Genomic DNA, 19,074 nt, shown 5'->3' on the forward strand with positions numbered 1-19,074 from the left:
GATTCACTTTAACTTTAACACGTTTGGTGAAATATCCGGGCTAGGTAGTACAGGCCGGGGACGAAAGTAGTGTCCGATGGAGAAAAAAGGCGATCCCGCTATTGCTGGCCACTCCTTCTCCATACGAACTCTCGGAAATAGATAAGGGATTCGCTACTCTGAAAGAGTATATCGAGCGTCTTGAGGCGCACAAATCTACTGACTAGGATAATTGGACCCACGCCATTAATGATGTAGAGGTACCCATGAAATCTTGGAAGTTTTTTATCGCTTGTATGGGCCTGTCAGGATCCCTTATCGCTCTTCCCGGACAAGCCGATGCGGCTGCAGTCAACTATCATAAGCACGATCATTCCGAGAGGTTTGAAAAATTCTGGATGACTCTGGAAGAAAAGCTGGAGTTGAGGAAAGACCAGAAAGAAGATCTCAAGAAACACCGGGAATCTGTCAAGAAGGAAAAAAAGCAACTGAAAGAGGACAGTAAAAAACTCCACAAACAGATCAAGAAGGCCTTGAAGTCCGGGGCGGACCAATCAACCCTCGGGAACCTGGGAGCGCAATGGGGGCAAGTCCAGGTGAAGAGAATGGAAATGGCTCACAAGTATCAGAAGAAGTTCAAAGAGGTCCTCGATGAGGAGCAGAAGGCCAAGCTTGAAGAATTCAAGGATAAGCATCGCGATGAATGGAAGAAAAAGATCGGCGACAGTGACGACGAGTAATACTCATTAAATAGGTGAGTCAGAGCTAATTTCGCCCGGCAAAACAGCTCAGCTAAGGAATCGAAAACTATGTGTACTCGAACGCTATGGTTGAATAGCGGCCAGGGAGTTATTGCCGGGCGGAATATGGACTGGGCGCAGAGCCTGGGGACCAACCTCTGGATACTGCCAGCCGGGGCTAAGCGGGAAGGCATCGAGAAAGATCCCAATCCGCTGACTTGGCAATCGAAGTACGCCAGCCTGGTGGCCACAGCCTATGACCTGGCCACGGTGGACGGATTGAATGAGCAGGGTCTGGCTGCACATGTTCTTTGGCTCGCCGAATCCGATTACGGCGAACGAGACACTTCGCAACCCGGCCTCTCGATCTCCCTGTGGGCCCAGTACTTTCTCGATCAGTTTTCCACGGTCGCCGATTGCGTTGCGAGCATGGAAGAGCAGCCGCTCCAGGTGTGCCCCCAGTCGGATCCGGTCTCCGGGCGCTGGTCCACCGTCCACCTGGCACTCGACGACGCAACGGGAGACTCGGCTATCATCGAGTATATCGGGGGTGTGATGAAGGTGCACCACAGCCGAGACTATACGGTGATGACCAACTCTCCACCGTTCGATGAACAGCTCACGCACCTGACGCAATACAAGGGCTTTGGAGGGCAGCAGCCCTTGCCCGGCACTACAGAAGCCGCAGACCGTTTCGTCCGGGCCAGCTATTATCTCGAGAAGCTTCCCACTGCTGATTCCCCGGAACGAGCCTACGCTGCGTTGCTCAGTGTCATGCGCAACGCTGCCCAGCCATTCGGTGTCGCTGATCCGGCGAGACCGCATATCTCCATGACGATCTGGCGGACATTGATCGACCTGAAGAAGCGGCTCTATGCCTTTGAGTCTTCATTCAGCCCGGACATCGTCTGGGTCTCCCTCGACAGAATGAACCTGTCAAAATGCCAGAAACTGGATCTCTCCCAGAAAGGCCTGGTTGGTGATGTGGGAAACCTGTTTAAGGAAACTCCACCTTTCACATTCATGTCCGCTTGACCCCCAGTTATTGCTATCCATTCACCGACGGTTGATAGTATGCCTCTTCATCGAAAAAAAAGCCTTCGCCAACCGGGGCGGGGCGTGGACACGGATATATTTGCCAGCAATGTGTCCTCTGAATGTCTGCCGCGCTACACAATGCCTCACGCGAGTTCTTCTGCCCGTGCCAGTTACCAGCTGGTTCGCGATGAGCTATTCATGGACGGGAACTCTCGGCAGAACCTGGCGACATTCTGCACCACCTGGGCGGAGGACGAAGTCCATCAGTTGATGTCCGATTGCCTGGACAAGAACATGATCGACAAGGACGAATATCCCCAGACTGCGGAGATTGAGGCACGCTGTGTGCATATGATTGCCGCTCTCTGGAACTCACCCGATGCCGGGGACACCATAGGCTGTTCCACTACAGGATCGTCGGAGGCCGCCATGCTCGGTGGGCTGGCGCTAAAGTGGCAATGGCGCAAGCGGCGGGAGAAAAGCGGTGGGGATATCAGCAGGCCCAACCTCATCTGCGGGCCGGTCCAGGTCTGCTGGCATAAGTTCGCCCGCTACTTTGACGTCGAACTGCGGGAAGTCCCCCTGGACAACGACGAGGTCTGCCTGAATCCGGACAAGATCGCGGAGTATGCCGATGAGAATACCATCGGTGTCGTCGCGACCCTTGGAGTCACCTTTACCTGTGTTTATGAGCCAGTGGAGGCTATTGCCGAAGCACTGGACAGGCTACATAACGAAAAAGGGCTGGATATTACCATTCATGTCGATGCTGCCAGTGGAGGTTTCGTCGCGCCGTTTGTGCAGCCGGAGTTGAAGTGGGACTTTCGCGTCGAACGGGTCAAATCCATCAATGCCTCTGGCCACAAGTATGGGCTCGCTCCCCTCGGCGTCGGGTGGGTCGTCTGGCGCGATGTGGAGGAGCTACCGGAAGAGCTGGTGTTCCGCGTGGACTACCTCGGCGGAGATATGCCCACCTTCGCACTGAATTTCAGCCGGCCCGGCGGCGAAATAGTAGCGCAGTACTACAACTTCATCCGGCTCGGGTTCGACGGCTACAGGAATGTTCAGAAGTACTGTATCGATACTGCCCAATGGCTGGGAAAAGAGATCGCCAGACTGGGACCTTTCGAACTTTTCTACGATGGCCATAATGGCCTGCCTGCGATCAGCTACACCCTGAAGAAGGGCAACTGGGGATTCAACCTCTACGACCTGTCGGACCGGCTGAGAATCCGCGGCTGGCAGATCGCCTCTTACCCACTGCCGGCCAACCGCCAGGACTGTGTGATTCAGCGCATCATGATTCGCCACGGTGTAAGCCGGGATATGGCCTCCTTACTGTTTGACGATATCAAGCGCGCAGTGGACCACTTCAAGGAGCACCCCGTCAGTCAATCAGCTGCCCAACCCGGGTTCAGTCATACCGGCAGGAAACCAGACTGACAGATCTCCGAGGAAAGAATATTGCCCTCCAAGCCCGACAAAGCACAACTGCAGGAAGTGATTGACTGCGCTCGTGCTACCTACATCAATCTGGATGAAGGGGAGAACGCCAGCTACATCCCATTTCTCGCCAGAGTGCCGCGGTATCTTTGTGGGTTGTCGATTGCAACATTGGATGGCGATATCATCAGTGCAGGCGATACCGACTACCGATTTGCCATCGAATCCATCTCCAAGGTCGCTACTCTGGCACTCGCTCTGGAAGACGTCGGTCCCGACGCCGTGCAGAAGAAAGTGGGTGCCGACCCCACTGGCCTGCCGTTTAACTCCGTAATGGCTCTGGAGCTACACAACGGAAAGCCGCTTTCTCCACTCGTAAATGCGGGCGCTATCTCCACCGTCAGCCTGGTAGAGGCTGCAGATCGCGAGGAGCGCTGGGCGCGTATACTTTTGATGCAGCGCAAACTTACCGGTGGTGATATTGTCCTCTCCAGCGAGGTCAATGGATCCGAACAGACAACCAATTTCCACAACCGGGCAATCAGCTGGTTGCTCTACTCGGCGGAAGCCCTGTACTGCGATCCAATGGAAGCCTGTGATATCTATACCCGCCAGTGCTCCACCCTTGTCGACACCCGGGATCTGGCCGTTATGGCTGCCACCCTGGCCGGTGGAGGCGTCAATCCACTCACCGGAGAACAGGTTCTCTCCGCAGACCGGACCTCGCCGAAAGTGCTGGCAGAAATGATGATGGAGGGACTCTATACCAGTTCTGGAGACTGGGCATACAGCGTCGGCCTGCCGGGGAAAAGTGGCGTCGGTGGTGGTGTGCTCGCAGTGGTTCCCGGCATCATGGGGATTGCCGCTTTTTCTCCACCACTCGACGATGCAGGCAATAGTGTGCGCGGGCAGAAAATGATTGGAAAAGTTGCCTCGGCACTGGACTACAACCTGTTTTCGACACGTTTTTGATACCTTTCCATAAACTCCGACAGCGCCGGGTACGACCATGACGAGCAAGAGAATTTCCGTTTCCGCCCTCGGGTTGATGACGGCCGCATCCATCATCACCAGTTTGCGTGGCCTGCCCATGATGGCCAAGGAAGAACTGGAAATGTTCTTCTATATCGGTTTTTCCACCTTCCTCTTCCTGATTCCCGCAGGCCTGGTTGCAGCTGAACTGGGCAGTGCCTTCGGGAAAAGGGAAGGGGGGATCTACGTATGGGTTGGAGAAGCCTTCGGGCAGAAAACCGGTTTCATCGCCATATTCCTGAGTTGGGTTCAGAACATTGTCTGGTACCCGACGGGCCTGAGTTTTGCCGCTGCGGCACTGGCCTTCGCGATTGGAAAGCCCGGGGTTGCCTCCGACAATATTTATGTCGGTGCCTTTACCGCCATCGCTTTCTGGCTTTGCACACTGGCGGCCCTGAAGAGCACCTGGTTTGCGTCGAAAGTAACCCAGTATGGCTTTATCCTGGGCACTGCGATACCCGGCCTGGTGCTACTTGGAGTATTTATCTGGTGGATATACTCCGGCCACTCCGTCGGCTGGGAAACGACAACCGATTTATCGGTAGCCACAGTCACCGATGGTCACTCCCATCCACGCTGGTTCCCTCATCTGGCCGGGCTTGGAAGCCTCGCTTTCCTGGCCGGGATATTGCTCAACTTTGCTGGTGTCGAGTCCCAGGCGGTACATGCCAATGAACTGGAAAAGCCGAGCAGTGGCTACCCGATGGTAATCTTGATCGCCGCATTGGCCTCCTTTACGATTTTCACGCTCGGAGCACTCTCGGTTGCAGGTATTCTTCCCTATGAAAAAATAGACATACAGACCGGCGTCTTCGACGCCCTGTCCATGGGCTTCCAGGCTCTCAATGCGCCAGGATGGCTGCTTCCGGCTCTCTGCCTGCTGATCTGTTACGGAGCGCTCGGTGGGGTACTGGCGTGGATAACCGGCCCCAGCCGGGGCCTACTGGCCACTGCCCATGACGGTAATCTGCCCCCCTGGATGCAGAAAACCAACAAAGCCGGGGTACAGAAGAACATCCTGTTTATTCAGGGTATTGTGGTTACGGTTCTTTCCTGTGTGTACCTTTTCATCAAGAATGTGTCGGTCGTCTTTTTCCTGATATCGGCTATGGCCGTCGGTCTTTACATCATTGTATACCTGCTGATGTTCGCCGCCGCAATCAGGCTCCGTTACAGCCAACCGCATCTGCAGAGATCCTTCAAGGTGCCCGGAGGTAAAACGGGTATCTGGCTTGTTGCCGGCATCGGTTTCCTGGCCGTAGCATTTTCCCTCGTCCTGTGCTTCGTGCCGCCTTCCCAGCTGCCTGTGGGCAACCCTGCAACTTACATTGCCCTGGTGGCGGGAGGTGCAATCGTTTTCTGCCTCACCCCGATTGTTCTGGAGAGATTCCGCCGGCCAACCTGGCTGCCACCCGAAGACAAAAAGGAGAGACATGCGAGCGATCGTGTGTCTCCCACTGAACGCCTGGACCTGCCCCGCGACCGCTCCCATGGCGGTGTGAATGTGAAGAAATATCCGGGCTGACAGGCTTTCAATATCAAGACATGGAGTATGCAGAGGTAACAATTATGGTGGCAAGGGAATGCACGCCATTGATATTACTGGCCACACTTCTATTCAGTGGGAATAGCTGCTACGCCGATGACGGCAGCAACAGGGAAAACTCTGTACCACTTTACCCCAAGGAGTTGAAGGCGAGGGGAAGTTTTAACGAGCTTCATGTTTCGGCCGGCCGTCCGCACAATGTGCCACCCCATGGAGACAAGGAGCTGCGAGGATTTTTCCCGGTTCCGGGAAGCGACGCGGCCCTGAGACTGGAGGGGTTTGTCAAAGTGGATGCCATATACGACCTGAGACCTGCCGGCAACCCCGATGAGCTGGTAACCTCTTCCATCCCGACTGCTTCCAAATCTTTGCACAGCGGGAACAACTTCACAATCCACGCGAAGCAGACACGCCTGAGCCTGGAAATCCGTAATTCCACGGAGCGAGGAGAGCTGAAGCTCTATCTCGAAAATGATTTTTTTGGCACTGAATCGGGCTACGAATATCGCCTGACATCTGCCTACGGGCAACTGGGCAACTGTTTTGCGGGCTATGCGCCGTCCGCCTTTAGCGACGTTGATGCGTTGCCGAACACACTCGATGCCGAGGGTCCCAGTGGATCCATTTTTACCCGCACCACGTCTTTTCGGCATCACTGGACTCCTTCACGGAATCTGGCCCTGACTCTCTCAGCGGAACAGCCGGAAACACAGATAAGCCCCGATTTGGAAGCATTGGAGTTTGAAGAGGACCGCGGTATCGAGTTCGAGCCGGCAAGCAGAGTCCCCGATGTAGTGGCCACAGCCAGGTTGTCCCGGCACTGGGGGCATGTTCAGCTGGGCGGAGTCCTCCGTACACTGATGGTCGAGGTTGGCTCTCGAGACGATACCACCGGGGCCGCCGGAGCACAGGTCAGCGGAGTCGTCAACGTAACCGCCCGGGACAGCTTCCAGTTTTCTCTGTACTCGGGCAGCGGGATCTCGCGTTATGTCAATGACTTCGGCGGAATCGGTGTCGATGCTCTCGTGGATAGGGAAGGGGACCTGCACAGACTGGATGCCGATGGTGGCTACCTGGCTTACACCCACCACTGGGACACCGCCTGGAACAGCAATGTCGTGCTATCCATGGCCTCCCTGGAGAATGTACAACCCCGTATCTGTCCGGGCAATCCCACCAACACTCCGGACCAGCTTTGCGATTATCCACGCGAAACCCGATACACTGTCGTCAATCTACTATGGACTCCATCTACAACAATTTCCGCCGGCATTGAGGCTCTCTATGGATACAAGGAAAGCCAGGCAGGAGCGAGCGGGGAAACCGGGCGTATCCAGGTCAGTGTAAAGTATCGGTTTATTCCGTAGTACCGATCCGCTGTTCATGCATCTTCCCGGGAAGCTGCTCGGCAGCACTATATCTAGAAAATTTAATTGATGACAAAAATGCTTACTGCTCAGCATGCATTCAGATAGTTAGACGCCTGTTTATAAAAACGGATATAAAGCTGATATACTCTTTGACCAGGGCGCATTGGAATATCAGCTGATTCCTGTTTTACAAGCGGTGCCTGTACTCAGGGCACAGCAACGCTATTGATTTTTTAATGCAGATACCGATTTTTCCCAGAGAGTATTGAGTCCAGATGCTAGTAACATGCTGGTGCTCCAGTGTGCGGGCTTAAACTCTATATGAGTTCAAGGGAATACCACGATGAGAAGCCGTAAATCCCGATCCCCCCTGGCGAATCTTCTGCGTCGTATGCGTGCCGCACAGGCACTTTCGGATAAGACCGGTATCCCCGCAGATGAAAGTCTCGACATCATCAATCAGGGCGTTCGACACGGTGGCCGGAACGCCGACCCTGAGAGTCGCCGCCAGTTCCTGAAGCAACTGGGGCTCGGCGCAGCGGCACTGGGTGCGACGGCTTCTATCGATGCCTACAGCCCGGCCGCGACGGCGACTCTCCACCGCGGCAGAGACCCCGGTCGCGTGGCCATTATAGGCGGAGGCCTGGCCGGCCTGCGCTGTGCCCATCGACTGCAGCAGTACCAAATTGCCAGTACTATCTACGAAGGTAATACGCGCCTCGGCGGCCGTGTGAACACCAATCGCAACATCTTTCCCGATCTCAATATCGAGCGCGGCGGCGAGATGATCTCCACAGAGCATACCCATGTGCGCAACCTGGCCCGTAAACTGGGGCTGGACATCGAGGATGTGAACGGCAATGCCGTGCCCGACGGGCACGAACTCTACTGGGTCAACGGTCAGTACTACACTGAACACCAGCTTAATGAGGAGTGGCGCAATGTTTACAAAATCTTCAAACGCACCGAACAGCATGCTCCCTGGGTGCCTACTTATTACAATCACAATGCTCTGCACCGTGATCTGGATTACACGGATGTGAACACATGGCTGGACCAGGTTGGCATAGGGGCAAACTCCAATATGGGGCAGCTATTTCAGGCCGATGTGGTTGTGGAATACGGTGTGCGACCGGAAGAGATGACAGCCTTGAACCTGGTCTACCTGCTGGCCTGGAATCCGATCAATAGCGCGCTGCCATTATCCGGCACCGATGAGCGCTTCCACATTGTAGGTGGCAATGACTTGCTGGTGAGTCGTATGGTGGAGGAATTGCCACAGGATACTATTGAAACCGGACGGAAACTGGTCGCCATCGGTGGCCGCATCGATGGCCCCTACACGCTGACTTTCGAGGACGGCGGTGTACGGACCTGCGATCACTTGGTGTTAGCTTTGCCGTTCAGCCTGCTGCGGGAAGTGGATATTGATCCGGTGCTGTACAGTGCTTTTCGACCAGAGAAGCGTTTGGCCATCGAGCGCATGTCCTATGGCTCCAACGGCAAGCTGGCATTGCATTTCGATTCGCGTCCCTGGATTCAACCCCAGATGGTGAACGGCGAACTGTTTACCGGAAGTGGCCTCAGTTATGTGGGGCGCCCCGGGCTCTTCGAAACCTGGGATTCCACTGCCGTCAACGGCAGGACCGATGGTGTGTTGACGGGCTTCGTTGGTGCGGACTACGGTCGACAAATCGGAGGTGACAGGCCCTTCTCCGCACCGGGCCAGGGCGATATCAATCACTTTCTCTCTACAGTGGAGAACTACTATCCGGGTGTGAATGCCGCTTTCAACGGCACCGCCATGCTGTCCAAGTGGGTTGTCAACCCTTGGTCAAAAGGTTCCTACTCCACGCCCACTTTCGGTGACTTTACCGAGTGGTGGGGGGCGCAGCCGCTGCAGGAGGGCAATATACATTTCTGTGGTGAACACACGGAGGTGGAAGTGTTCGGCTATATGGACGCAGCGGTCAGTACCGGTGAGCGAGTCGCAAAGGAAATTCATCAGGCCTGACGGTTCACCATGAAACCCCGGAAAGTGGCTTCACTTAACTCCGCGGTCTTTGCCACTTTGTGCGCGCACCCGGTTTTCGGTTTGTACATACACGGTGTCGGTAGTAGCCATACTCGAATGCCCCAGATCTTCGGATAGATCCTTGAGCGCACGGTCGCGTTCAACTTCCATACTGGCACCGGTGTGTCTCAGCCAATGTGTGGAAGCCTCCCTCAGCTTGCGTGCCTTATCCTCGCCCTCGGCCAGGCGCATTGCATCATAGGCCCGGTCAAAAACCTGCTGGACGATACGAGCAAGCTGGCGCGATGTCATGCCACCCTGGCCGCGGATTTTCTCGACGATGGGTTGGGTTTCTCCCACAGAGGGCAGGGGAGTCAGACCCCGGTAGGCCCGGTAACGCTTGAGGTAGTGAATAAAGCTGCCCGGAACCGTGACATCCCTCAGTTTCCTGCCTTTGCCGAAGACCTTGAGCCACCAGTTTCCCTCTGAATCCTGCCAGAAATGGCTCATTACGGGGGACCACTTTTCTCGCTCAGACAGCTCTGAGATACGCAGAAACAGTGTTTTGAGCGCACAGATGATAAACAGGCTGCGTTCGTAAAGCGGGTCCTGATCGGCCATCTCCAGCGCCACATCGAAGACATATTGCCACTGTTCCCCCGTCAGTCGCCGAATCTCCTTGACCTGAGAATCCCGGATAAAGTGGCGACAGTCAGCCTTGGCGATCTGTGCCGGGTTGCCGTACAGGTATTCCTCGTTCATCAGGTACTTGTAGAAAGCAATGATCGACGTGAAGGTGGCCGTCAGGGTCTGTTGTGACGGCCGGTATTTTTTCTTGTCTGCCTCCGAATCCCTGCCGGTGTTTTTCGGCAACTTGAGCCTGTACGGCGCCCACTCCTTGTTCTGGATATAACAGCCGTTGTTCAACAGGAACTTTTCGTGGTTGGTCAGGCAGATCCAGGAGACCGGCGGTTGCCAGCAGAAATCCGCATACTCGAGAATATCGGCTTTGCGCAGCCGCTCCATAGGCACGCCCTTGATCAGGAACACCCACAACAGGAAGCGTTCGGTTTCATTGCGAAAGCGTGTAAAGGTATGCTCGGACTTATTGCGACCCGTATAGCTAAGGAATTCCCGGCCCCAGAGCCAGTGGGACATCCACCAGGATTCGCCGGATTCCAGGAACGCCTTGAGTTCGGGATAGTCATTGAAGTCCAGGGCCCTGAGCCCGGCGTAGGTCGGGTACAGGGGAACGGGTTTGGGGGTAGCCATAGGCAAACCTGAAATTCGGGTTTTCAGTTGAAACGCCATTCTATAGGTCCGGACATATATTGTCGAATACTGTTTAGTATTCGACATGGCCTATTTGGGATTCCAACCGAAAATCCGGACTTCAGGCTTATGGCTACCCCTAGGCCCATTCCGCTGTATCCGACCTATACCGAGCTCAAAGACTTTAGCTTCCACGACTATCCAGACCTCTGGGACCTCCTGGAATCCGGCGAATCCTGGTGGATGTCCCACTGGCTCTGGGGCCGGGAATTCCTTAGCTATACGGGTCGCAATAAGTCCGAGCATACCTTTACACGCTTTCGCAATGAAACCGAACGTTTCCTGTTGTGGATATTTCTGATTAAAGACACGCCCATGGACCGACTGCACAAGGCTATGTAGTGGTCAGTCAGCCCCGCGCAAATACGTGCATTGAAATTGTAATGAAGATTCTAAAGATGAAAATACAATAGAAACAACAAGTTAGGCAGTGTTTGCCAATCAGTTCACTCAAAAACAGTCAAACACTCTAGACCGGGGTTCCAATGAAAATCTAATTGAGCGTACCAACTACAAACAAAGGCAACTACTAGACAATCCGATCTTGATGTTTCACAATTTGGCGTGATCAGTGACGAGCACAATTGTTCAACTAGCTGCACAATTTCTCCTCGGGCGATCCCTGATCAGGCAGCCGGTTAAGACTCAGAGGCACGATTGGGTCTTCACTGAGTCGCAATTTTGAAGGGGCAGTCTTTACCCCCGGAATGTCCAGTACAATTTTTTACCGGATAATCCGGCCCGAACGACCATCATAAAGAGGCCTGCTATGTCATCCCTCGTTACTATTCGCCAGCTCACCAAAACCTATCATCGCGGCCCCGAAAAAATACAGGTACTACGCGGTATCGACCTGGATATTTCGAGAGGTGATTTTGTTGCAGTTATGGGGCCGTCCGGTTCCGGTAAGACTACTTTGCTAAACCTGATCGGCGGCCTGGATGCGCCGGGCGGCGGCGAGGTCGAGGTCGACGGCCAGCGCATCGATCAATTGAAAGATGGCCAGTTGGCGAATTGGCGCAACGGCCACGTCGGCTTCGTGTTCCAGTTCTACAATCTGATGCCCACTTTGACTGCGCAAAAGAACGTCGAACTGCCGCTGCTGCTAACAAAGCTGCGCTCCTCGCAGCGCAAGCGCAATGTTGAAGTTACGTTACAACTGGTGGGTTTGGCTGATCGCAAGTCGCATAGACCCAATGAGCTTTCTGGTGGCCAGCAACAACGCGTGGCGATCGCCCGTGCTATTGTCTCCGATCCAACTCTCCTGATTTGCGATGAGCCCACTGGCGATCTCGACCGTCATTCGGCCGAGGAGATCCTCGATCTACTGCAAATACTCAACCGCGAACATGGCAAGACTATCATTATGGTCACGCACGATCCAAAGGCAGCCGAGTACGCCAATCGCACCCTTCATCTGGATAAGGGCGAGCTAATGGCTCACCTGGATAAGGGCGAGAAAGTTGATGCGCCTGTTGCCTCGTACTAACGGAGGACAACATGAAATATTTGACGCTGATATGGGCAGCTCTACTACGCAGCAAGACGCGGACCGTGCTGACCCTGATGTCTGTTCTTGCGGCATTCCTGTTGTTCGGCCTGCTAGACTCGGTACGTGTGGCATTCAATTCCGGCGGTAGTGAAACCAACACCAATCGTCTCGTAGTGAGCTCGAAGCTCTCGATCACGCAGATGCTGCCATACAGTCTGCTCTCCCGTATCGAATCCACCCCGGGAGTGCAAGAGACCGTATATGCCGCCTGGTTCGGCGGTATTTATCAGGACCAGAAAAATTTCTTCCCGAACTTCTCGGTTGGCCCAGGCTACCTGGATATGTACCCGGAATACGTGATCGACCCTGCGCAGGTGAAGGCGTGGAATGCTGATCGCACCGGCGCCATCGTTGGGGAAAGTCTAGCCAACAAATTTGGCTGGAAGATTGGCGATACAATCCCACTCCAAGCAACAATCTTCCCGCAGAGGGACGGCAGCAATAACTGGCCACTAGTGTTGCGTGGTACCTTCAGGCTGGAAGACAGCAAGCGCAAGGGTGAAGAGAACCAGCTGATATTCCATTGGAAGCACTTCGACGAAGCCAACCTATATGTCAATGGCCAAGTGGGGTGGTACATAGTCAAGCTTGACAGTATGGAGCAGGCCACAGGTGTTGCCCAAGCAATCGACGCACTCTCGCAGAATTCCTCGCACGAAACCAAGACTCAAACCGAACAGGCTTTCAATCAGTCTTTTGCCAAGCAGTTTGCGGACGTCGGGTTGATCGTCACTGGGATCATGAGTGCGGTGTTTTTCACGCTGCTGTTGCTAACTGGTAACACAATGGCGCAGACGGTTCGTGAGCGTATTCCGGAACTGGCCGTACTGAAAACGCTCGGCTTCACCAATCGTGCGGTGCTCGTGCTGGTGTTGGCGGAATCTGTGTTGCTGATCTTGCTCGGCGGTGTGCTGGGGATGTTGATCGCCAACATGATCATTCCAGCATTCAGCAGCGCAAGCGGTGGCATCGTCGCTCTGTCTTCCATTCCCACACAAACCTGGGCTTTGGGCTTGGCCCTAATGACCGGTATCGGCCTAATTACCGGCGCGTCACCCGCCATGCGGGCGAAGCGGCTGAACATCGTCGACGCGCTGGCTGGCCGCTGATAGGAGCTACAAAATGATAAAACGTTGGCTGGGCAACCTGGGGTTGATGATCCTACTGGCAATCGGTTTGATGATATGGGGCGCGCTGCCCTGGTTCGCGGTGTTAGTTGTAGTGGGGCTACTTGTCCTGTGGCTTCTATTCACCCGCAGCGGCCGCCTGACAATAGAGGCGACGCGTATCGGCATCACCAACCTGCCGCAGCGCTGGGGTGCCACTTTGGTGATCGTAGTTGGAATTGCCGGCGTTGTGGGCGTGCTGGTAGCCGTGCTGTCCATGGGCGAAGGTTTCGCGGCCATGCTAAAGCAGACCGGCAGCAATGATACGGCCATCGTATTACGAGGCGGTTCGCAGATGGAAACCAACTCGGTTATCACCCGTGACCAGATACCACTGATTTCCACCTTGGCCGGTATTGCCCGTGACAAGGACGGTCAACCATTGGTATCACCGGAGCTGTCACAGGTTATCACCCTGCCCACCGCGGGGACTGGGGAGGATGCCCATGTACAGTTTCGAGGTGTCAGTGATGCTGCTTGGTTGATCAGGCCGCACATCGAGTTGATCGAAGGTCGCAAGTTCAACGCAGGTGTGCGCGAAATCGTGGTCGGTCAGCATGCGAAATTGCAGTACCAAGACCTGGAGGTTGGCAATTCCTTGCGTCTGGGCAACCAGGACTGGAAAGTGGTAGGCGTATTTGCTTCAGGCGACGCCCATGATTCTGAACTCTGGACTGACACCGCGACGCTGGCATCGGCATACAACCGTGGTGATTACCAGTCAGTGACGGTTCGCATCGACGGCAATAGCGGTTTCGACCAGCTCGAGGCGGCGCTGGAGAACGAGCAGAGGCTCCAACTGGACGTATTGACCACGCGCGACTACTACACCAAACAATCCAGTAATCTGACCAACTTGATTAAGGTGCTGGGGATAACAATCGCTACCATCATGGCTATCGGTGCTGTGTTCGGTGCACTCAATACGATGCATGCCGCTGTGGCCGGCCGTGCCCGTGAGATAGCGACAATGCGCGCAGTCGGTTTTAGCGGCCTTCCTGTGGTGATGGCGGTGATGCTGGAGACAATGTTGTTGGCCTTGCTTGGCGGTTTTTTGGGCGGCATCATTTCGTGGACGCTGTTTAACGGCTATAGCGTCGCCACGACCGGTTTTAACTTCAGCCAGGTCGTGTTCCAGTTCAAGGTAACGCCGGAATTGCTGTGGAATGGTCTGAAATGGGCAATGGGCATCGGCCTGGTGGGGGGGCTGTTCCCTGCCCTGCGTGCAGCGCGTCTGCCTATCACCACCGTATTGCGGGCGATCTGAACCTCCGTGGTGTAAGGTGCTAAATGCTGATATCAGTATGTAGTACCTTACAAGCTCCTTACGTCGGCTCAAGCTTGCGTGGACGACACGGTTTCTTCGTGCCCGTGGAGAAACCGTTTGAGTCGCGATAATGATACTAAGCCAATCGACAGGCAGCGGATGGCAAATAGTGCCAGGATGAAACGAGCGGTGTATTGAATCGATGCTAGATGGTCTGGCGGCATTGGATCGGCATTGACTACAACGCCTGCAGGCAAGATGGCACAGGTTCCAAGAATGCCGCCAACAAGCAACTGAGCGATAGCAAAAGGGAGTAATTTGACCGGCGTCCAATGCCTTTCCACGAAACCAGTAAGTGCAATTCCGATCGCCACGATGATTCCTATGTGCAGTAGGATCAGTATTGAGGGTATATCGATAAGCGACACTGTTACTGGATGTCCGGTATTCAGCCAGCGACCGCTAATCGTCGCCCCATCGGCAACGAACATTAGCAATAGGATGCCAAAAACCGTTTCCGCCACGGCGGTTCCGGTTCCGATTGGAAACTGGTCCATCGTCGCCGAGCGTAATCGCAACGGATCCCAGCGCTCGAAGAAATTTCGGCGCTCCAACCAGACATCGAGCAGAAAGAAGATGAAAGTCGCCCAACCGAAGAAACCCAATACTGACCAATAGAAGTCGTACAGCAATCCAACCAGCCGTACATTACCTTCGAAAACTAAGCGGGCAACAAGCGCGGCGATTATCACCGCCAAGCCAGCTTTGAGAACTCCGCTATAGATAAAGAATGTCTTGGGGCCGATCAGTGACTTGTTGCGGAAGGCCGCGGCGATTTCAATTGGATGCCCTCGGCGACGCAGGAAGTCTGCGATTTGCGCATCGTTTAGAGGTTGCCCTTGCGCCGCTTCCAGCGCATCTACTTCATCGGAAATCGCGGAATGGAGTTCGCGCCCAATGTCTTCGCGTACTGCGTTCGGAAGATAGCGCTTAACAGCGGCGACATAGCGTGCGATCAAACTCATGTGTATTGCTCCGAAAGAGCCTTTAGAGTGTGGCTTATCCGGTTCCATTCTGTTTCGAACGAGAACACGATTGCCTTCGTTTGATAGGCGATAAAGGCGTCAATACTGTATCCCATACAGTATGTGCCCACAAGCCGCTCAGGATTCGCGTTCGGCAATCAGCAGGAGTCCCTTTTCGTCTCTTTCGGCCGGAGCGTTGCCATCCAGGGCCAGAACCTCTACACGGGTGAACCCATGCGCGATGAGCGATGCGGAAATCTCCTCAGGCGTCTGCACATGCAGTTCGACAGCATGCACTGACGCCAGTTCTCCACCCGAAACCACCTCTGCGGCAACCCTGGTCCAACCCGTCTCGGCTGGAGTTTCAAGCACCGCATGGCACCCACTAGCAGATGCCATAATATGTACCCTGTCTCCTTTGATCCGATTGATGGCACCCGGCCCAGGAAGGTCTAGAATCAGCATCCCGCGAGGGCGCAGAGAGGCGAAAGCCCGAGATACGACGTCGGCTAATTCACTTTGATCAAGCACCGAGTATCCGTTGCCCAGACCAACTATCGCGTCGTAATCCCGTGGTGCAGAAGTGGCGGCCTTTTTCAAGCCAAGCGCCTCGGCCATCCATGCGCCTCGCTTCGTTCGAAGGCCGGATATCTGCGGAAGCCGCGCATTGGAGTTCGCGGCGCCAATATCGAGCACGCGTCGCACTCCGGCGCGTTGGAAGCGCGCAGCAATCATACCTTCGAATGCTTCACGCATCCGGTGCCAGCGCCCTCCCATGTCGGCATCTGCGTGAGCTAGACGCTGTTCTGGTGTAGCCTTGGGGATCGCGGCCGCCTTCATGGCTGCATGCGCGTCGCGGCATCTTCCATCGGGGCCAATCGCTGCCCTCATTGCGCCCGCCAGGCCTTGGGCGTGGCGACGATGGAGCATGGTCCAGTGATCGCCAGCCACCTGGAAGCGTTCCAGGCGTGTCTCCAAGTGCGGTGCCCAGGCAGACGCCTCGCACTGTTGTGCAAATGGCGACACATGCACGATCCGTGGCGAGATAGGGGCAGTGTCGACAGGGCCGCGATAAGAAGCGGCAGCGCGCAAATGTCGGGTATACACATCGATGATCCGCTGTGATAGCGCGGCGTGCCCTGCCTTCTGGTCACTGCCTTGGTCGAGGGCATCGAGTACCGCCAACAGGCGCTCCTTTGGCGGGAGTTGATGGAGGGCCGATGCATCCAGCCTACCGACGCGACCACCGTGCTGCTCGTAGTACAGAAGCAAGGCATCCACTTGGTCAGGCAGTGGACGCATGGGCGCATCGGGCAATGGCGGTGCTTGTGTATCCAGCAGTACGCAAGCCAGGGGCTTTTTCTTGTCTCTCATGCGCGCGGCCATCTCGAGCGCCACCAAACCTCCCATCGAGTGACCGGCGAGAACAACTTCCCTCTGCTCCTGCAAGCCGACAACTCTCAAGTATTGCTCGGCCATTGCCTCGATGGAATCGGGAAGGATCTCTCCCGGCTGTAGATCGTAGGGCTGTATTGCGATCACATCCCCTTCCCAGTCCAGCACAGGCGCCAACTCGGCAAAATCACTGGCGTTGCCCCCCAGCCCGGGAATACAAACGAGTATGGCTGCATCTGCTTGGCCACGGCGGAGAACTATCGATTCGTAGGGGCTGGGCTCCTTCTCGGGATTCAAAAGTGAAGCGATGCCGGCGATCGTCGGCTTCAGGAAGATCTGAACCGGCGCCAGGCGGATGTTGAAAACCTGTTCGATCCGGGCGAGCAATTTGATCGCCAGCAGCGAGTGGCCCCCCAAAGTGAAGAAGCTGTCGTGCCTGCCCACAGGCGACACGTCGAGGAGCTCCTCCCAGATTTCTGCCAGCAACTGCTCCTCTGTTGTCTCTGGGCTCCCCCCGCTCACCTGGCCCAATTCGGGCCGCTCCGGCACTGGTAGCGCCTTGCGGTCGATCTTTCCGTTCGCTGTCAGCGGAAACTCTGCCAACGTCACTATCGCCGACGGCACCATGTACCCGGGCAGTTGCCGCGACAGCGCCGACGCTAGCCACTCGCTATCCAGCGATGCGCCGTCCTCGGACAACACATAGGCCACCAGTCGCTGGTCGCCCGGTTGGTCTTCGCGCACCAGAGCCAGCGCCTGCCCCACCCCGGCCTGCTCGCGCAAGCGCGACTCGACCTCTCCCAATTCGATCCGGTAGCCGCGCAGCTTCACCTGCTCGTCCAGACGGCCCAGGAACTCCAGGCCTCCGTCCAGCCGACGCCTCACCCGATCCCCCGTCCGATACAAGCGGCTCCCCGGCACACTCGAAAACGGGTCCGGTACGAACCGTTCCGCTGTCAGTTCCGACCGCCCGAGATAACCTCGCACCACCCCTGAACCGCCGATGTACAGCTCGCCTATCCCACCCGGTGGCACTAGTGTTGCCCCCCGGGTGTCCAGTACATGTGCACGAATATTCCTTACCGGGCGGCCCAGGCTCGGCTGTGTCCCGGCAACGATCTCGCAGACCGTCGAGTCCACCGAGCACTCCGTCGGTCCGTATACATTGAATGCCTTCGCCGAACGGCCGGCGTAGTGTGTACCCAGCATCTCCCACAGCGACGGAGAAATCGCCTCGCCACCCACCAGGACGCTCGGCAGCGGTCCCGGATCCAACCGCAGCAACATCTCCATCTGCGCTGGCGTCGCATCCCAAATTGTCACCCTCAGATCCGCCAGCAACAGCTCCAGTTGCTGTGGGTCCGCCCGCACCGACTCCGGTAGCACGCACAACGTCGCTCCCGCCCCCAGGCTTACAATCGCCTGCAACGAGGCGTCGAATGCATAGTTCGCATTCCAACCCCAGCGCGGGCGTGGGTGCTCCGTCAGCAAACCGCGCAACCACTCATGCAGGTTCACCGCCCCGCGGTGTGGTACCCCCACTCCCTTGGGCCTGCCCGTGGAGCCCGAGGTGTAGATCACATAGCCCAACTGCTCGGGATCCACTACGACCCCGGGCGACTCCGTCGGCTGCGACGCCACTCGCCGGACTTCCGTGTCCAGACACAGCACCGCCTGGGATTGTGCGAACCGTTCGCGATCGTTCGAAGCCGCCACTACCAGCACCGCCCCACTGTCTTCCACCTGGTATGCCAATCGCGTATCCGGGTGCGACGGGTCCAGCGGCACGTACACCGCCCCCGCCTTCATCACTCCCAGCAGCGATACTAGCCAGTCCGACGACCTCGGCAGGCACAGTGCCACCCGCGATTCCGCGACCACCCCAAGCTCCAGCAGCAGGTGCGCCAACTGGTTCGCACGGGATTCCACCCCGCCGTAGCTTAGCGTTTGTCTCTCATCCACCACTGCGATCACATCCGGACACAGTGCCGCCTGCGTCTCGAACAGCCCATGGATCGTCGTCTCCATTTCCGCCTCTGGCGTCGGGTTCCAAGCCGTCAGCTCCGTTGTGCGCTCCTGCGCATTCAGCATTTCCAGTTCGCCTAGCGCCCGACTTGGTTCGGCCACCATCGCTTCCAGCAACCGCACGTAGTGGCGCCCCAAACCAGCCACCGT

Annotated in this window: 13 protein-coding genes; 10 read left to right on the forward strand and 3 right to left on the reverse strand. The window is 56.1% G+C overall.

Annotated elements, in window-relative coordinates; genetic code table 11:
- The first annotated feature begins 245 nt into the window (after positions 1 to 245).
- From OQE62_RS18420 to OQE62_RS18450, 7 genes are all read left to right on the forward strand, one after another.
- The gene (locus OQE62_RS18420) at positions 246 to 719 is read left to right on the forward strand and encodes a Spy/CpxP family protein refolding chaperone (protein ID WP_265723514.1); all 474 of its coding nucleotides are present in this window, start codon (positions 246 to 248) and stop codon (positions 717 to 719) included.
- Positions 720 to 788: 69 nt separating this feature from the next.
- Entirely contained in the window at positions 789 to 1,754 is a 966-nt protein-coding gene (locus OQE62_RS18425) for a linear amide C-N hydrolase (RefSeq protein ID WP_265723515.1), read from the forward strand.
- Between the two features lie 39 nt (positions 1,755 to 1,793).
- Positions 1,794 to 3,200, forward strand: a complete 1,407-nt coding sequence (locus OQE62_RS18430; RefSeq protein ID WP_265723516.1) for a glutamate decarboxylase — start codon at positions 1,794 to 1,796, stop codon at positions 3,198 to 3,200.
- A gap of 21 nt (positions 3,201 to 3,221) precedes the next feature.
- Positions 3,222 to 4,172, forward strand: a complete 951-nt coding sequence (gene glsA / locus OQE62_RS18435; protein ID WP_265723517.1) for a glutaminase A — start codon at positions 3,222 to 3,224, stop codon at positions 4,170 to 4,172.
- Between the two features lie 37 nt (positions 4,173 to 4,209).
- A complete protein-coding gene (locus OQE62_RS18440) occupies positions 4,210 to 5,757 on the forward strand; it encodes an amino acid permease (protein ID WP_265723518.1) in 1,548 nt (515 codons plus the stop codon).
- 44 nt (positions 5,758 to 5,801) lie between these two features.
- Positions 5,802 to 7,145, forward strand: a complete 1,344-nt coding sequence (locus tag OQE62_RS18445) for a DcaP family trimeric outer membrane transporter (RefSeq protein WP_265723519.1) — start codon at positions 5,802 to 5,804, stop codon at positions 7,143 to 7,145.
- A gap of 346 nt (positions 7,146 to 7,491) precedes the next feature.
- Positions 7,492 to 9,162 (forward strand): flavin monoamine oxidase family protein, encoded by a 1,671-nt coding sequence (locus tag OQE62_RS18450; RefSeq protein WP_265723520.1) that lies wholly within the window; start codon positions 7,492 to 7,494, stop codon positions 9,160 to 9,162.
- Between the two features lie 30 nt (positions 9,163 to 9,192).
- On the opposite strand, the gene OQE62_RS18455 is transcribed toward OQE62_RS18450, so the two are convergent.
- Positions 9,193 to 10,434: a tyrosine-type recombinase/integrase gene (locus OQE62_RS18455; RefSeq protein WP_265723521.1), complete on the reverse strand. Its 1,242-nt coding sequence runs from the start codon at positions 10,432 to 10,434 to the stop codon at positions 9,193 to 9,195.
- Between the two features lie 829 nt (positions 10,435 to 11,263).
- Between OQE62_RS18455 and OQE62_RS18460 the strand changes: the two genes are divergently transcribed.
- The 3 genes from OQE62_RS18460 to OQE62_RS18470 are packed head-to-tail and all read left to right on the forward strand — an operon-like array spanning position 11,264 to position 14,479.
- Entirely contained in the window at positions 11,264 to 11,983 is a 720-nt protein-coding gene (locus OQE62_RS18460; RefSeq protein WP_265723522.1) for an ABC transporter ATP-binding protein, read from the forward strand.
- Between the two features lie 11 nt (positions 11,984 to 11,994).
- Positions 11,995 to 13,155 carry an ABC transporter permease gene (locus OQE62_RS18465; RefSeq protein ID WP_265723523.1) on the forward strand — a complete coding sequence of 387 codons (1,161 nt, stop codon included), beginning with the start codon at positions 11,995 to 11,997 and terminating at the stop codon, positions 13,153 to 13,155.
- Positions 13,156 to 13,168: 13 nt separating this feature from the next.
- Positions 13,169 to 14,479, forward strand: coding sequence for an ABC transporter permease (locus OQE62_RS18470; protein ID WP_265723524.1), 1,311 nt, complete (start codon positions 13,169 to 13,171; stop codon positions 14,477 to 14,479).
- 68 nt (positions 14,480 to 14,547) lie between these two features.
- On the opposite strand, the gene OQE62_RS18475 is transcribed toward OQE62_RS18470, so the two are convergent.
- Both OQE62_RS18475 and OQE62_RS18480 read right to left on the reverse strand, forming a co-directional pair.
- A complete protein-coding gene (locus OQE62_RS18475; protein ID WP_265723525.1) occupies positions 14,548 to 15,504 on the reverse strand; it encodes a hypothetical protein in 957 nt (318 codons plus the stop codon).
- 138 nt (positions 15,505 to 15,642) lie between these two features.
- Positions 15,643 to 19,062: a non-ribosomal peptide synthetase gene (locus tag OQE62_RS18480; protein ID WP_265723526.1), complete on the reverse strand. Its 3,420-nt coding sequence runs from the start codon at positions 19,060 to 19,062 to the stop codon at positions 15,643 to 15,645.
- Positions 19,063 to 19,074: the final 12 nt, after the last annotated feature.

The sequence above is a fragment of the Microbulbifer halophilus genome, assembly GCF_026183675.1.
In the GTDB taxonomy this organism is placed as follows: domain Bacteria; phylum Pseudomonadota; class Gammaproteobacteria; order Pseudomonadales; family Cellvibrionaceae; genus Microbulbifer; species Microbulbifer halophilus.

Bases quoted from the DNA above. Each gene is read 5' to 3' on its own strand.
- OQE62_RS18425 (WP_265723515.1), top strand. From the start codon at position 789: ATGTGTACTCGAACGCTATGGTTGAATAGCGGCCAGGGAGTTATTGCC.
- OQE62_RS18445 (WP_265723519.1), top strand. From the start codon at position 5,802: ATGGTGGCAAGGGAATGCACGCCATTGATATTACTGGCCACACTTCTA.
- OQE62_RS18465 (WP_265723523.1), top strand. From the start codon at position 11,995: ATGAAATATTTGACGCTGATATGGGCAGCTCTACTACGCAGCAAGACG.
- OQE62_RS18450 (WP_265723520.1), top strand. From the start codon at position 7,492: ATGAGAAGCCGTAAATCCCGATCCCCCCTGGCGAATCTTCTGCGTCGT.
- OQE62_RS18460 (WP_265723522.1), top strand. From the start codon at position 11,264: ATGTCATCCCTCGTTACTATTCGCCAGCTCACCAAAACCTATCATCGC.
- OQE62_RS18440 (WP_265723518.1), top strand. From the start codon at position 4,210: ATGACGAGCAAGAGAATTTCCGTTTCCGCCCTCGGGTTGATGACGGCC.
- OQE62_RS18455 (WP_265723521.1), bottom strand. From the start codon at position 10,434: ATGGCTACCCCCAAACCCGTTCCCCTGTACCCGACCTACGCCGGGCTC.
- OQE62_RS18470 (WP_265723524.1), top strand. From the start codon at position 13,169: ATGATAAAACGTTGGCTGGGCAACCTGGGGTTGATGATCCTACTGGCA.
- OQE62_RS18475 (WP_265723525.1), bottom strand. From the start codon at position 15,504: ATGAGTTTGATCGCACGCTATGTCGCCGCTGTTAAGCGCTATCTTCCG.
- OQE62_RS18420 (WP_265723514.1), top strand. From the start codon at position 246: ATGAAATCTTGGAAGTTTTTTATCGCTTGTATGGGCCTGTCAGGATCC.
- OQE62_RS18430 (WP_265723516.1), top strand. From the start codon at position 1,794: ATGCCTCTTCATCGAAAAAAAAGCCTTCGCCAACCGGGGCGGGGCGTG.